Raw genomic sequence first — 15,501 nt, forward strand, 5'->3', positions numbered from 1 at the left:
GCCCTCCTTTTTATTAAAAAACATTTATTGGGAATCGTTATTCCCCATAATCAGTATACAATTTATTTAATAATATGTCAATATTTTATTCTAAAAAGAATCTTATATCATTGTAAAATAAATTACACACTCATAGAATTAACTACCCTTATAATTAATAAGCAAAACAGATTTTTTTATAGAATTTTATAACTATCAATATTATGATGAACGTTTTTATAGTATTAATATATCGGATAAGAACCCTCCCTTTTACTATGCTTTGCATCAAGTAAGTGCCTCAAACTTTCTTGTTCTGTAATAAAAAAGTCGAATTATTGTTTAATAATCCAACTTTTTATAATATTTTTTAATTTTTCTATTTCTTTCTTAAAACTTTGGAAACTTCAGCAACAACAAAAGGTAAGAATGCAAGTGGTATTGCAACTGCTAACTCTTTTATTCCTAAAGAAACAGTATCAAAATATGGTTGTAAGAAAGGTACATATACAACTACTAGCATCATAAAGAAAGATAATGCTGTTCCATATACCAATGTTTTATTTGAAAATATTCCAATATGGAATAATGTAAATCTACTACTTCTAACAGAATAGCTTCTTAGCAGTTCTGCAGTTATGAGTGTAAAGAATGCAACTGTTCTTGCTCCTTCAATATGATTAGGATAATGATGCATTCCATAGAAATACGCTCCAAGTGTTGCAATTGTAATTGCTAAAGATTGAGAAATTATACTATAAATCATTTCTTTATCTAAAATTGGTTCATTTGGATTTCTTGGTGGAACTTGCATAATATCTTCATCACCCTTTTCAACACCAAGTGCCAATGCAGGAAAACTGTCTGTAACTAGATTTAACCAAAGTAATTGAATTGGTATAAAAGGTACTGGTATATTTAAAAGAATAGATATTAAAACTATTAAAATTTCTCCTACATTACAAGATAATAGGAAAGAAACAAACTTTTTAATATTTGAATAAATAATACGTCCTTCATGAACTGCTGATACTATTGTAGCAAAATTATCATCTGTTAAAATTACATCTGAAGTATTTTTTGCAACATCTGTTCCTGTAATTCCCATTGAAACTCCAATATCAGCTCTCTTAATTGCAGGTGCATCATTTACTCCATCCCCTGTCATCGCAGCAATATGGCCATTTTTCTTTAAAGCACTAACTATTTGCACTTTATTTTCAGGACTTACTCTTGCAAAAACTCTAGTAGTTTTTACAACTTCGCAAATTTCTTCTTCAGTCATCTTATTAAGTTCACGACCCATAATAGCCTTTGAATTTTCATCCAAAATTCCTAAATCTTTTGCTATAGCAACTGCAGTTTCTAGATAATCTCCTGTTATCATTATAGGAATTATTCCTGCTTTTTTACATTCTTTGATAGCTTCTTTTGCTTCAGGCCTTGCAGGGTCAATCATTCCCATTAGTCCAACAAAAACCATATCTCTTTCTATATTTTCTGAAGTAATATCTTTAGGCAACAAATCAAATTTTCTATAAGCAAAAGCTAATACTCTTAGAGCTTGTTTAGCAAACTGACTATTTTGTGAAAGAACTTTATCTTTTATTTCAGAAGTGAATTCTTTTTCTTTTCCATTTATTAGAATATATTTACAATTATCGATAACTATATCAGGAGCACCCTTTGTAGCGGAAATAACATTAGATGAAAAAATATTTTCATTAAATGTTGTCATCATCTTTCTAGTAGAATCAAAAGGTATTTCTGCAATTCTTTTGTTTTTAACATTTAATACATCTTTAGATATACCAATTTTTTCAGAAACAGTAAGCAAGGCTCCTTCAGTAGGATCTCCTGCAATTCTATACATATTTTCATCTTTAAGTAGTTTTGCATCATTAACAAGAGTTGAAATTTTAGAAATTGAAATAAAATCGTCAATTTCTTTAGCATTAACTTTTTCTCCATTTAAAAATACATCTCCAACAGGCTCATAACCAGTTCCTTCTACATCATAAACTAGATTATTTACAAAAACTTTTTTTACAGTCATTTCATTTTGAGTAAGAGTTCCTGTTTTATCTGAACAGATTACTGTTGTAGTTCCTAATGTTTCGACTGCTAAAAGTTTCTTTACTATAGCATGCTTTTTTACCATTTTTGTCATGCCAAGTGATAAAACTATAGTAACAATTGCTGGTAAACCTTCAGGAACCGCTGCAACAGCAAGTGAAATTGCAGTTAAAAGCATAAGTAAAAACTGTTGTTTATACAAAAGCCCAACTATAAATACTACAATACAAACTCCTATTGTTATTAGTCCAAGAGATTTTGAAAGACCAGCTAGCTTCTTTTGTAGTGGAGTGTCTTCATCTTCAAAAGAATCAAGAGTTGTTGCAATTTTACCAATTTCAGTGTTTTCTCCAGTAGAAACTACTACTCCCTTTCCTCTACCATAAGCAACAATAGTAGAAGAGTAAGCCATATTTTCTCTATCACCAATCTCAATTTCTCCATCATAAACTTTATCTGCAAATTTTTCAACAGGTACAGATTCCCCAGTTAAAGAAGCTTCATCAATCTTTAAAATAAAACTTTCAATTAATCTTAAATCTGCTGGGATAATATCACCTGTTTCAAGCTCAACAATATCTCCAACTACAATTTCTGGGGAAGGAATATGAATTAATTTCCCATCTCTATAAACTTTTGCCATTGGACTAGCCATTTTTTGCAAAGCTTCTATTGCCTTTTCGACTTTTCCCTCTTGATTAAGTGAAAGAATCGCATTAACAATTACAATCGCTATGATTATAAAAGCATCTGTTATTTCACCAACAATAGCGGACATAATACAAGCTCCAATTAGAATTAAAATCATAGGGTCTTTAAATTGGTCTATAATTTTTGAAAGAAGTGATTTTTTATTCTTTTGTTTTAATTCATTTCTTCCGTTTTTCTCTAAAAGCTCTACAGCTTTTGTCCTTGAAAGTCCGTTTTTAGCATCACTTCCAAGATCATTGATACATTCATCAATCTTTTTGTTGTACCAAAACATAATTTATCCTCCTTGAATTAAGGCTTTTTTGCATAAAAAAAACCTTGTTTAATAAAATTAAACAAAGGTCTTGCTTCCTATTGAAATAGTTAGGTGTTTAGCCGGGATAAACCGTATTGACGACTAAACAAGATTAGCTACTCCCCTTCATTGAGTATATTATACTAAATATAAAAAATTTTTTCAAGTAAATTTAAAAGGTGTTTTAAAAAATTTTAAAACACCTAAAAATTTATTTCTTTATAATTTTAACAGCAGTACCTGAACAAGTAACCATCATCATACCATTTGATGCTCCAAGCATTTCATAATCCATTTTTAAACCAACTATCGCATTAGCACCAATTTCATTTGCCCTATCAGTAATCTCATCTAAACTTTCATCTCTTGCTCCCATTAATTCTTTTTCATAGGAAGATGAACGTCCTCCAAAAATATCTCTTAGGCCTGCTTTAATATCTTTTAAGAAATTTACTCCAGTAATTACTTCACCAAAGACAACTCCCTTATATTCAACAATTTCATATCCTTCAATATTATTTGTAGTTGTAATTATCATAAACATATCCTCCTTTAAAAGAATAGTAACATATTTTCTAAATTTAATCAAGATATTATTTATCTTTGTTTTAAATTCATTTACTTAGTTTTAACTTTTATTTTTTCTAAAACAATATTACCCTTTTTTACATCCAAAAACAATTTTTCATCATTAAGAATTTGGTCTTTTAAAATTTCATCTGCAATTTTATTTTCAAGCTCAGATTTTATAATTCTTTCAAGAGGCCTTGCTCCGTATGCTTTATCAAATCCCATATCGGATAATTTTTTTATGATTTTATTACTATATCCAATATTTAAGCCCATATTTTTAAGTCTTTTTTTCAACTTTTCAAGTAAAAGCTCTGTAATTTTCATTATATCTTTTTCATCTAATTTTGAAAAAACTATAATATCATCTATTCTGTTTAAAAACTCAGGTTTAAACATAATTTTTAATTCAGAATTTACAATCTCTTTTATTCTATCGTATTCTTTTTCTTGTTCATCTTTCTTTGAAGAAAAACCTAATGAGTTTTTCTTTTCAATTGCAGATGCTCCGACATTTGAAGTCATAATAATTACTGTATTTTTAAAGTTTACTGTTTTACCTTGAGAATCTGTAAGCCTTCCATCATCTAAAATTTGAAGAAGCATATTGAATACATCAGGATGTGCTTTTTCAATTTCATCAAATAATACTACACTATATGGTTTTCTTCTTACTGCTTCAGTTAAATAACCTCCCTCTCCATATCCGACATATCCAGGAGGAGAACCTACTAGTTTAGAAACCGTATGTTTTTCCATATATTCACTCATATCAATTCTAATCATATTTTCTTCAGATTCAAACAAAAGATTTGCTAAAGACTTTGCAAAATAAGTTTTACCAACCCCAGTTGCACCAACAAAGATAAAACTACCTATAGGTTTACTGCCCAAAGAAACTCCTGCTCTTGATCTTTTTATAGCACTTGTAACTCTGTCAATTGCTGTACCCTGTCCAATAACAATATTTTTTAAATTATCAGAAAGAGACAAATACTTTTGACTTTCTTTAGCGGTTAATTTATTAACTGGAATTTTACTCCAATCTGAAACTATCTTTGCAATGTCTTCATATTTTAAAGTTAAGTTCTCATTGTTTTTCTTATCTTTTTTTATTTCCTTAAGTTTCTTTATATCTTCTAAATTCTGTTCATACTTATTTTTAGATTCTTGTGCCTTTAAAAACTCTTGACTTTCAACAAATTGTTTAATTTCTGATTTTAGTTTTACATTTTCATCTTTCAAGAAAATTATATCATCTGGATTTAAATATGATTTTATTCTTAACATTGACCCCGCTTCGTCAATTAAATCAATAGCTTTGTCTGGCAAAAATCTGTCTGTTAAGTATCTATTAGATAATTCTACAGCTGCTTTTATTGCTTCATCTGTAATTACTATACCATGATGATTTTCGTATTTTTCTCTTAATCCCAACAATATATTTATCGTCTGACTAACTGTTGGTTCAGAAACATCAATAGGTTGTAATCTTCTTTCAAGAGCTGAGTCTTTTTCAATATATTTTCTGTATTCATCAATTGTTGTAGCACCAATTAATTGAATTTCCCCTCTAGCTAAAAATGGCTTTAAAATATTTGCAGCATCAATAGAACCTTCACTTCCTCCAGTTCCAACTATATTATGAAATTCATCAATAAATACAATTACATTTTTATTTTTCATAATTTCATTCAAAGTATCCTTCACTCTTTTTTCAAAGTCTCCACGATACTTACTTCCTGCAAGCATAGCAGGTAAATCTAAACTATAAATTGTCTTATTTTCTAAAAATTCTGGTACTTTCCCCTCTATAATCCTAAGAGCAAGTCCTTCAACAATCGCAGTTTTCCCGACGCCAGCTTCTCCTATCAAAATTGGATTGTTCTTTGTTCTTCTAAGTAAAATTTGTAAAATTCTATCAATTTCTTTATCTCTACCTATTACCTGATCAATCTTCCCATTCTTAGCTCTTTCATTTAAATTTACAGTATATTTTTCTAAAGTTTCTGTTGTTGCTTCTCCAATTGTTTCAGAATCACTTCCAAAATTTATCTTTTCTTTTATATCAGCTGAAATACTTTCCGGACTGATATTAGAATCAATAAGCATTTTATATGCTAACCCTACTTTTAATTCCATTAATGAAATCAAAAGATGACAAGGCAAAACTTGAATATTGTCCGATTCCATTGCAATATTGACAGCATTATCAACAACTTTCTTTGCATTTTTTGATAATTTACTCGCTACATTAGAAAAATCTCCAAATCCTCTTTTATCTATCAAATAACTTTTTAATGAATTATAATTTGCCCCCGCAGAAACAAGACATTCAGTCTCTCTACTATTAATTTTCAAAAATGCAAGTAATATATGTTCAGTTCCAATATAATCATCTTTTAAATAAAACGCTTCATTTACAGCATATCGGATAAATTCATCAACGCTTCTAATTACATTTTCATACATAAAATCACTACTCCTATACTAATTTCAAAATCACATTTAAAAGCTCTTCTTCTCTTTCTTCTTCATCTAAAAAAGTTGAACTTCTAACTGCCATAAGACATTCATACAATACCTTTATATCATAATCAACAATAAGCTCCAAACTTTGTAATAATATACAAAGAGAAATATATTTACTAACTACATAAGGATTTAAATTTTCTCTATTTATCATAATTTTTTTATATTTTTCAAATTTTTCTCTATAATAGTCAGTTTTTATACCTAAAAGCTTTCTACGATTATCAATTTCCAAATTTACAATTTCTGTTATATATTTATCCATTTTTCTAATTGCAGAAAATTCGTCAGAATTCTGTTTATAAAATTCTGCAATATAAAAGTCTTCACAAAGTCCTATCATGGATAAAGAGTAAAACTTAATTCCCAAAATGTTCATTTTCTTTTCTAAAAAATCGGTTGTTTTATAATATTTTAATGATGGAATATGTAAAACTCCAGTCATTTTTAATCCATTACCAACTAAGTTCACATCTTTAAAAACATATCCAAAATTTGTATTAAAAGAAAATTTAAGTTTTTCATCTAAATCAGATTCTACCCCATAAGCAAAATTACCACATCTGAAAAAATTAACTCCTGGAAGTTTACCTGTTATCCTAAGATGTTCTTCAATATTTATATTAATAAATATAAATTCATCATCTCTTGAAGCAATGTATGAATTTTCCCTAAAAATATCATTTGAATCTATAAAAAGCCCCTTATTATAATATTTCAAGATTTGCTTTCTTGAATTTACTTTTTCAAATGTAAATCTATCACTATAATATAATTTATAAAATGAAGAACAAATTTTGTTATATAAATTAATTTCATCTTCAAAAGTTAACATATAATTAAATTTATATCCCTTTATATTTCTATAAACATCAACCTGACTAGAAAGAGAAACATATTTTTCGGATATTTTTCCCAGAAAACTACTCATTTATTCTCCTCCTAAGCTTTAAATTTTTCTTTTTTAAATCTTCAATTGTATTTTTTAAAACTTCACATTTTACGAATTCTTCTGTCTCTATACTATGCTCCAACTCTCTTTCCAAATCTGAAATTTTTATTTCATTTTTAAAAAACGCATTGGTATATTCTGGTCTTTTTCCTTTATATTTTTTAAAATCATTACATAATAGCATTTTAATAAAATTCGAATAAACAAGTGTAGGTTTTACTTTCTTGTTTTCTATTAGTTTATATATTGTTTCAAAACAGCATGGACAAACAGTTAAATTTGTGTTAATCATTTCTTTTACAGAAGTTTTACATTTCCTACATTTAACATTTGAATTAGAAATCTGACCTTTAAAATTACAAAAAAGCTCATCTTTTTCATCAGATTTTAACGAATTAAATAAATTGTCATATTCAAAATCTGATATTTCTTTTTCATAACTAATTGTTGCAATTTTTTTACTCATTTTTCCTCCCGAATGAATATAGAATATTTAACAATATATTTGATCTTAAATTATCTTTTGTTTTAGCATCTATGCAAAGCGAATTATCACTTATAGCATGTAAAATAATAAATCTTTCTCTTTTTGTAATATATCCTAATTCAAATATTCTATCTATAATTCTTCGACCTTCATTAAAAGTTATCGTATTTTGTTCTAAATACTCAATAACTGAATTAAAAAATACATCTTCATTTAAAAGAGTTGAGATTTTAATGTAACCACTACCTCCACGATGACTTTCAATGTAATATCCATTTGTAGAAGAAAATCTTGTTGTTAAAACATAATTTATTTGAGATGGAGCACAAGAAAACTTACTCGCTAAATCATTTCTGCCTATCTCAATAATTCCATTTTCTGAATTTTCTAACATTTCTTTCAAAAATTTTTCTATAATATCACTAATACCTGCCAAAAGAACACCTCCTGACCTACTTTGACCTTTTCTATATTATACCCAATGAATAACAATATTTTACATTTTAAAATAATCTCATTACAATTTTTACTAATCTTTATAGATTAAATAAAAATTTATAATTTATTCGAAAAAAGTTTTTTATATAATATAATATTATATTGTTTTATCTATTAAATTATTTTGATTTTTTTTATCAAAAGTTAATTTTTTGTCAAAAAAATCTATGTGAATACTAAAATTTGTATTGACAATGTTCAAATGTAGGTTTATAATATTTCTGCAATATTTATTATTGTAAAAATATTAAAGAAGGTTTTTTATTGTGAAAGGTTTTGCAATGAAAAAAATTGGGGAAATTGGTTGGATTGAAAAAGAAGAACCATTTTGTGGTCCTATGGATGCTTTAGTTAAACCATTAGCCCTATCACCTTGCACTTCAGATGTACATACTGTTTGAGAAGGTGCTATTGGTGATAGAAAAGATATGATTTTAGGTCATGAAGGTTGTGGTGTTGTTGTTAAAGTTGGTGAATTAGTAAAAGATTTTAAAATTGGAGACAGAGTTATGGTCGCAGCTATAACTCCTGATTGGAATTCTTTAGAAGCACAAGGTGGTTTTGGTATGCATTCTGGAGGGATGCTTGCTGGTTGGAAATTTTCAAACTTTAAAGATGGTGTTTTTGGAGAAGTTTTCCATGTGAATGATGCAGATGGAAATCTTGCACATTTGCCTGATGAAATTTCTCCATAAGAAGCATGTATGCTTTCTGATATGGTTCCTACAGGTTTCCACGGAGTTGAACTTGCTGATGTTCAATTTGGAGATACTGTATTAGTTGTTGGAATTGGACCTGTTGGTCTTATGGCAGTTGCTGGTGCTAATTTAAGAGGAGCATCTAGAATAATTTGTGTCGGTACAAGAGAAATATGTAAACAAGTTGCTAAGGGATATGGTGCAACTGATTTCATAGGATATAAGGACGGTTCTATAGATGAACAAGTTTTAAAACTAACAAATGGTGTTGGTGTTGATAAAGCTATAATAGCAGGTGGTGGAGTTGAAACTTTTGAACCTGTAATAAAATGTTTAAAACCAGGTGGAAAAATTGGTAATGTAAATTATTTAGGTTCAGGTACTTATGTCAATATCCCACGTATTGAATGGGGTGTTGGTATGGGACATAAACAAATTCTAGGTGGACTTATGCCTGGCGGTCGTTTACGTTTAGAAAAACTTGCATCACTTATTGCATGTGGAAAATTAGATGTTAAACCTTTATTAACTCATAAATTTAAAGGATTTGAACATGTTGAAGATGCTTTATTGTTAATGAAAGATAAACCTGCTGATTTAATTAAACCAGTGGTTGTTCTTTAGTCAAAAATTAAATTATAAATTTGGGGGGAGTTAAACTCCCCCATATTAATTATTGGAGTAATATGAAAATACTAATTATATCTGGATTTTTAGGTTCAGGAAAAACTACTTTTATAAAAGAAATGGTTAAAAAAACAAAAAAACAATTCGTAATTGTTGAAAATGAATTTGGAAAACTTGGTTTAGATGGAAACCTAATAAAAGAAAATTTTAATAATGAAGAAATAAAAATTTGGGAATTAACAGAAGGTTGTATATGTTGTTCATTAAATTTAGATTTTACACATTCTATATTAACAATAGCAAACACTATAAATCCTGAATATTTGATAGTAGAACCAAGTGGAGTTGCTATGCTAAGCAATATAATAGAACAACTATCGAAAATATGCTATGAAAATATAGTACTACTATCCCCCATAGTGATTATAGATGCAAATAACTTTAAAAATAATTTAGAAAATTACTCTGAGTATTTCTTAGACCAGCTAAATAATTCTTCAAAAGTAATTTTAAGTAAATCAGAAAATTTGTCAGAAGTAGAATTTTCTAATATTAAAAACGAACTAGAGATAAATCGAAAATTAGTAAATTTCAATCTAACACATTATTCAAATTGGACAAAACAAGATTGGGAGAACTTATTTAATAATGAATATTCTATAAAAAAAGATCACAAAGGCGAATTAAAAGTAGTATTTAATAAAATAGAAATAGACAAAGAACAAATACTTGAAAATATTTCTTTACTAAATATAAAAATAAAAAATATTCCTGAATTAATTTTTAAATTAAACGTATTAATGTCTAAACAATTAGGAAGTATTGTGAGAGCAAAAGGATATTTTAACATAAAAGATTTTTGGTTTAAATTTGATTTAGTAAATAATAATTATGAGATATGTGGATGCAATCCAATGGAAGATTCAAGAGTTGTAATAATAGGAAAAAAATTAAATAAAAAATACATACATCAAATTTTTAACAAAAATAATTTTAAAAAATTAAATTCTTAATAAAATATATGTATACTGCATCCATTTCTTATATCAAAAATTTTGGATGCAGTTTTCTCCACAATTTTAGCTATTAAATAAAAAATACTTATATAAATTCAACTTATCTCAAATATTATCCAACAGCAGTCATTACTTTCCCGATATAATAAATTCCATAAACTAATGCTCCAACAAACAATAGTCTAAACAAAGAAAACAAAGAAAGAGAAAAATATTTCTTTTTTTCTTTTGTATCTCTATTAAAACTTAAAATAAAAGTACAAAACTTACATACTGCACTTATTATGAATATAATTAATCCAAATCTAAAAATAATTCCTAGCATAAAAAAGCCTATTTTATAGTTTCCCAGTCCAAATGCAAATCCTATTACAAAACACAATAATAGAAATATATCTAAAGCTATAGAACCCCAAAGTAAAATTTTCATCAATTTTTCTCTATCATTTATAAATTTTTTCATAAATTCAACATTTTTGTTTCCCATACTTATCACCAAAATATTTTTATAAAATTATGCTGATTATACAATATATATTTTCTATATCCAATTATAGAACATTCCATTATAGAAAGCATATAACTTAGTTTTATAATATCACAAAAAACAACGGGATTTTATCACCCGTTGATCTTTGAATTCATACTATTTTATTTAAAAGTTTCTAAAAATATATCTAACTGTATTTTTCACATTATCTATAAATTTAGCAAATCCTTTTGTTTTTTTAGTTGGAAATTCCTTTCCATATAAAATTTCATAAGCTTTTAGTGCTTTATTTACTTTTTTTACATAGTTCTTGGCCTCTGCAGAAGGAATATTGTATAGAGTAACCCCATCACTAGAGTATTTAGAATCCTTTAACCAAGTATTTACATTTCCTATTCCACCATTGTATGCTGCATAAACTGTATTCATATTACTAAAATTTTGCATTAAATATTTTAAATAATATGTTCCTATTTTTACATTAGTTTCAGGATCGTTTAAGTCTAATGAATTCACATCAATATTTAATAACTTTGCGACATGTTTAGCAGTATCCGGTAGAACTTGCATTAAACCTTTAGCATTAACTTTACTTACTGCATCGCTCTTGAAATTACTTTCAACTCTCATAATGGCTAAAACCACTTTAGGATCTACTCCATATTCACTAGAATATTTTTGAATTTCTTCAATATAACTTATAGGATAATTCTGTCCACCATAATAAACTGCACCCAAAAATAAAGCTTTACATATAATTATCACAGTTATTAAAGTTAACAATACTTTTTTCCATTTTTTCATCTTTTTCCTTTTCTTACCTTTATCATTTGTAGTTTCTTCTATATTTTCTTCATTAGTAGTATCTGAATTAATACTATCTTTTAAAGATTCAGTATTATCCATTTGATTATCATGTAAAGCACTTAAATCAGTTAATTTCGTTTTTTCCACTTCTGATGAATTTTGATTTTCTAAATCTTTTAAATCAACACTTTCTGTACTTTGATTTTGGAAAAATGCCGGTTGTACAAATTCACCTAAGTGTTCCTCACTATTACTTAAATCTTTACTTTCAGCAAAACCATCATAAGACTCATCAGTGTTGTTTTTAGCTTTTAATTCTTCTTCGGATACTTTTCTAAACGATCCAGTATCTCCATTACTATCCTCACTATTTTCTTCAATATCTTCTGATTCATTTTCTTTTTTGTTTTTCTTAAATCTTCCAAAAAATCCTGATTTTTTTTCTTCATTAATACAACTATTTTTAAAGAATAAATCAACTTTATCTTTTAGCTCCTCAAAATCACCATTATTTTCAACAGATAAAATATCATAGCTTTCATTTTCAAACTCAGATTGTATCTCCATAATTCTATGGGCAACATCTTCAGTCATTCCCTTTCTTTCCATTAGCCTTTTAAATCTAACTTCATCACTAGCTGTTATATTCCACACTTCATCAATATCAATTAGTTTTTCTAATCTGGCTATTGATTCATTTAATAGTGGAATTTGTAAAAATACAACATCTGATTCAGATTTTTTAGCAAAATCAACCATGTTTTTTAGAATGACAGGATGAGTTAAAAAATTAAGCTTTTCTCTATTTTCATCATTTAATAAAACTGTTCTTCTTAACTTTGATTTTGAAATATTACCTTTTTCATTTAAAATGATATCTCCAAACTCTTTTACTAAAACTTTATAAAGTTCTGCCCCTCTCTTATACAATTCTTTTATTTGATCATCAGCATCTAAAACTAAATACTTCTCATTTCTTTTTTTAATTAACTCAGCTAAGCTACTCTTACCGCTGGCAATCTGTCCTGTTATAACAATAAATTTTTTATTTCGACTCATACCAATTTCTCCCTTCGCAAACATCTACTTTTAAAGGTAAATCTAATTTATACACATTTTCCATAGAATCTTTTAATATATTCTTAACAATTTCTTTTTCGCTTTCTTCACATTCTATTATAAGTTCATCATGAATTTGTAATATCAACTTTGCTCTAACTTTCTCATTTTTTAGTCTTTCATATACTTTAATCATAGCGATTTTTATAATATCCGCAGCACTTCCCTGTATAGGAGTATTCAATGCTATTCTCTCACCAAAACTTCTAATATTAAAATTTTTCGAATTAATTTCAGGAATATATCTCTTTCTGTCCAATATGGTAGTTACAAAGCCATCACTTTTAGCCTTATTTACTATCTCTTCCATATAATTTTTAATACTTGGATAAGTATTCAAATAGCCATCAATATATTGTCTTGCTTCATTTCGTGAAATATTTAAATCTTTTGAAAGACCATAATCGCTTATACCATAAACTATTCCAAAATTTACAGCCTTTGCACTTCGTCTTTGATTGTCAGTAACTTCACTAATAGGAACTCCAAAAACTTCGCTTGCAGTTTTATTATGAATGTCTAAATCATTTTTAAATGATTCAATCATAACAGAATCCTTAGACAAATGTGCTAAAACTCTAAGCTCAATTTGTGAATAGTCCGCATCTATAAAAACTTTATTTTTATCTGAGATAAATACTTTTCTAATATTTCTTCCCTCTTCACTTCTAATTGGAATATTTTGTAAATTAGGATCAACAGAGCTAAGTCTTCCAGTAGCAGTAATCATTTGCTTAAAAGAAGTTCTAACTCTCCCATCATCCATAATATAATCTATTATTCCTTCTAAATATGTTGAAATTAACTTATTTAAAGACCTATATTTTAAAATATATTCTGCTATTTCATGCTTACTTGCTAGTTTTTCTAGAACTTCAACATCAGTAGAATATCCTGTTTTTGTCTTTTTTACAACAGGTAATTTCATTTTTTCAAATAGAACTACTCCAAGTTGTTTAGGAGAATTTAAATTAAAAATTTCTCCAGCAAGTTCATAAACTTTTTCTTCATACTTCTTAGCAAGTTTAGAATACTCATCAGTTAATTCAATAATCTTATTTCTATCTACTAAAACTCCTGTGTTTTCCATATCAGCAAGAACTTTAACTAATGGTTTTTCAACATTTTCATATAATGAGATAAGATTATTTTCTTTAACTTTTTCTATAAAAATATTATACAATGCTGAAATGGCAAACACATTTTGTGAAATATAGTTAAAAATACTATCTTCATCCAATTCAAAAAAAGTCTTTTTGTTTTTTCCCTTTCCAAACATTTCTTTTAAATCTAAAATTTCTAGATGTAAAAATTCACTACTTACTTTTGAAATATCATAATTCCCTTTATTTGAATCAATTAAATATTCTAAAATCATAACATCTTCATAATTTTTAAATTCTAAATTATTCTTTAATGCAAAATATAACTCTTCCTTTATGTCATAACCAATTATCTTTATATCTAAATTACAAAACTTTTCAAAATCTGATAGCTTAAATTCCTTACAAATATATGCCTTCTTATTAAAGTTTGAATAAATTCCAATATAGAATTTCTTCCTATAAATATATCCTTCATCCGAGAAAAATTTAATTGATACAGACTCGTCATTTTTTATTTTTTCAAAAATTTCTGAAAAATCAATTACCTCAAAATCTATATTTTGATTTGTTTTTATAGTATTATCCTTTTTTATATCTTTAAAATGCTTATTTATAATACTCTTAAATTCTAATTTTTCCAATTTTTTAATATATTCATCAGAATTTACATCTTTAATTTCAAAATCTTCAATATTTCTATCAATAGGAACATTCAAAAAAATCTCACCAAGATATCTGCTTAAATAAGCCTTATCCTTTTCATTCTCAAGATTTTCTTTTAATTTACCCTTAAGTGCATCTAAATTTTTATATAAATTTTCAAGACTTCCATACTCTTGAATTAATTTTAATGCAGTTTTTTCTCCAACACCCTTAACTCCGGGTATATTATCTGAACTATCTCCCTGAAGAGCCTTAACATCAATCAATTGTTTAGGAGAAAGTCCATATTCTTCTAAAATTGATTTATTATTCATAAGTTTAATTTCACTTATACCTTTTTTAGTTAAATAAACTAAAATATTATCATCAATTAATTGTAAATAATCTCTATCTCCCGTAAAAATATCTACTTCAAAACCTTCTTTTTGAGCAAGTTTTGCAATTGTTCCTAAAATGTCATCAGCTTCATATTCATCAAGTTCCAAATAATTTACATTCATAGAAGAAAGTAAATCTTTTAAAATTCCGAATTGGTAAGTTATTTCATTAGGAGCATTATCACGAGTCCCCTTATAATCTTCAAATTCATTATGTCTAAAAGTTTTTGAACCCTTATCAAAGGCAACAAAAACATGAGTAGGCTTTATTAATTCTAAAGCCTTGTAATACATATTTAAAAAGCCATAAACTCCATTTACAAAAACTCCATCTTTAGTTGTTAAATTTCTTATTGCATAAAAAGCCCTAAAAATAAGACTCGATCCATCTATTAATAGTATTTTTTTCATTGTATTCTCCAAAATATATTTTATCATAAAAACTATCATAATTCATCTCTTATAATTCTTTTTGGTTGTTATGATGAAATTATTATA

The 15,501-nt window shown here is 27.0% G+C and carries 13 protein-coding genes; 4 read left to right on the top strand and 9 right to left on the bottom strand.

The window, feature by feature from the left end; translation table 11 throughout:
- Positions 1-358: 358 nt before the first annotated feature.
- The 6 genes from VJI95_RS01105 to VJI95_RS01130 all read right to left on the bottom strand — a co-directional run bounded on the left by VJI95_RS01105 (position 359) and on the right by VJI95_RS01130 (position 8,038).
- The gene (locus VJI95_RS01105; RefSeq protein ID WP_324009931.1) at positions 359-3,040 is read right to left on the bottom strand and encodes a cation-translocating P-type ATPase; all 2,682 of its coding nucleotides are present in this window, start codon (positions 3,038-3,040) and stop codon (positions 359-361) included.
- Positions 3,041-3,272: 232 nt separating this feature from the next.
- A complete protein-coding gene (locus tag VJI95_RS01110) occupies positions 3,273-3,599 on the bottom strand; it encodes a heavy metal-binding domain-containing protein (RefSeq protein WP_323999732.1) in 327 nt (108 codons plus the stop codon).
- A gap of 80 nt (positions 3,600-3,679) precedes the next feature.
- The gene (locus VJI95_RS01115; protein ID WP_324009932.1) at positions 3,680-6,103 is read right to left on the bottom strand and encodes an ATP-dependent Clp protease ATP-binding subunit; all 2,424 of its coding nucleotides are present in this window, start codon (positions 6,101-6,103) and stop codon (positions 3,680-3,682) included.
- A 13-nt stretch (positions 6,104-6,116) separates the two neighbouring features.
- Positions 6,117-7,094 (bottom strand): ATP--guanido phosphotransferase, encoded by a 978-nt coding sequence (locus VJI95_RS01120; protein WP_324009933.1) that lies wholly within the window; start codon positions 7,092-7,094, stop codon positions 6,117-6,119.
- Complete coding sequence (locus VJI95_RS01125; protein ID WP_324009935.1) at positions 7,087-7,581, bottom strand: hypothetical protein; 495 nt, start codon at positions 7,579-7,581, stop codon at positions 7,087-7,089. Before VJI95_RS01125 ends, VJI95_RS01120 begins: the two co-directional genes overlap by 8 nt.
- On the bottom strand, positions 7,574-8,038 hold the full coding sequence (locus VJI95_RS01130; protein ID WP_324009936.1) for a CtsR family transcriptional regulator: 465 nt from the start codon (positions 8,036-8,038) through the stop codon (positions 7,574-7,576). The genes VJI95_RS01125 and VJI95_RS01130 overlap by 8 nt, the downstream gene beginning before the upstream one ends.
- Positions 8,039-8,366: 328 nt before the next feature.
- Here VJI95_RS01130 and VJI95_RS01135 point away from each other — a divergent pair, with 328 nt between their 5' ends.
- From VJI95_RS01135 to VJI95_RS01150, 4 genes are all read left to right on the top strand, one after another.
- A complete protein-coding gene (locus tag VJI95_RS01135) occupies positions 8,367-8,501 on the top strand; it encodes a hypothetical protein (RefSeq protein ID WP_324009937.1) in 135 nt (44 codons plus the stop codon).
- 27 nt (positions 8,502-8,528) lie between these two features.
- Positions 8,529-8,795: an alcohol dehydrogenase catalytic domain-containing protein gene (locus VJI95_RS01140; RefSeq protein ID WP_324009938.1), complete on the top strand. Its 267-nt coding sequence runs from the start codon at positions 8,529-8,531 to the stop codon at positions 8,793-8,795.
- A 9-nt stretch (positions 8,796-8,804) separates the two neighbouring features.
- Positions 8,805-9,422, top strand: a complete 618-nt coding sequence (locus VJI95_RS01145; RefSeq protein WP_324009939.1) for a zinc-binding dehydrogenase — start codon at positions 8,805-8,807, stop codon at positions 9,420-9,422.
- Between the two features lie 62 nt (positions 9,423-9,484).
- The gene (locus VJI95_RS01150) at positions 9,485-10,438 is read left to right on the top strand and encodes a GTP-binding protein (RefSeq protein ID WP_324009940.1); all 954 of its coding nucleotides are present in this window, start codon (positions 9,485-9,487) and stop codon (positions 10,436-10,438) included.
- 115 nt (positions 10,439-10,553) lie between these two features.
- Here the strand turns inward: VJI95_RS01150 and VJI95_RS01155 are convergent, their stop codons facing one another.
- The 3 genes from VJI95_RS01155 to polA form a co-directional block, all read right to left on the bottom strand.
- Positions 10,554-10,928, bottom strand: a complete 375-nt coding sequence (locus tag VJI95_RS01155; protein ID WP_324009941.1) for a hypothetical protein — start codon at positions 10,926-10,928, stop codon at positions 10,554-10,556.
- Between the two features lie 168 nt (positions 10,929-11,096).
- The gene (coaE, locus tag VJI95_RS01160) at positions 11,097-12,797 is read right to left on the bottom strand and encodes a dephospho-CoA kinase (protein ID WP_324009942.1); all 1,701 of its coding nucleotides are present in this window, start codon (positions 12,795-12,797) and stop codon (positions 11,097-11,099) included.
- Complete coding sequence (gene polA, locus VJI95_RS01165) at positions 12,784-15,414, bottom strand: DNA polymerase I (protein ID WP_324009943.1); 2,631 nt, start codon at positions 15,412-15,414, stop codon at positions 12,784-12,786. Before polA ends, coaE begins: the two co-directional genes overlap by 14 nt.
- Between the last annotated feature and the right edge of the window lie 87 nt (positions 15,415-15,501).

The organism is Parvimonas sp. C2 (assembly GCF_035282405.1).
Lineage (GTDB): Bacteria > Bacillota > Clostridia > Tissierellales > Peptoniphilaceae > Parvimonas.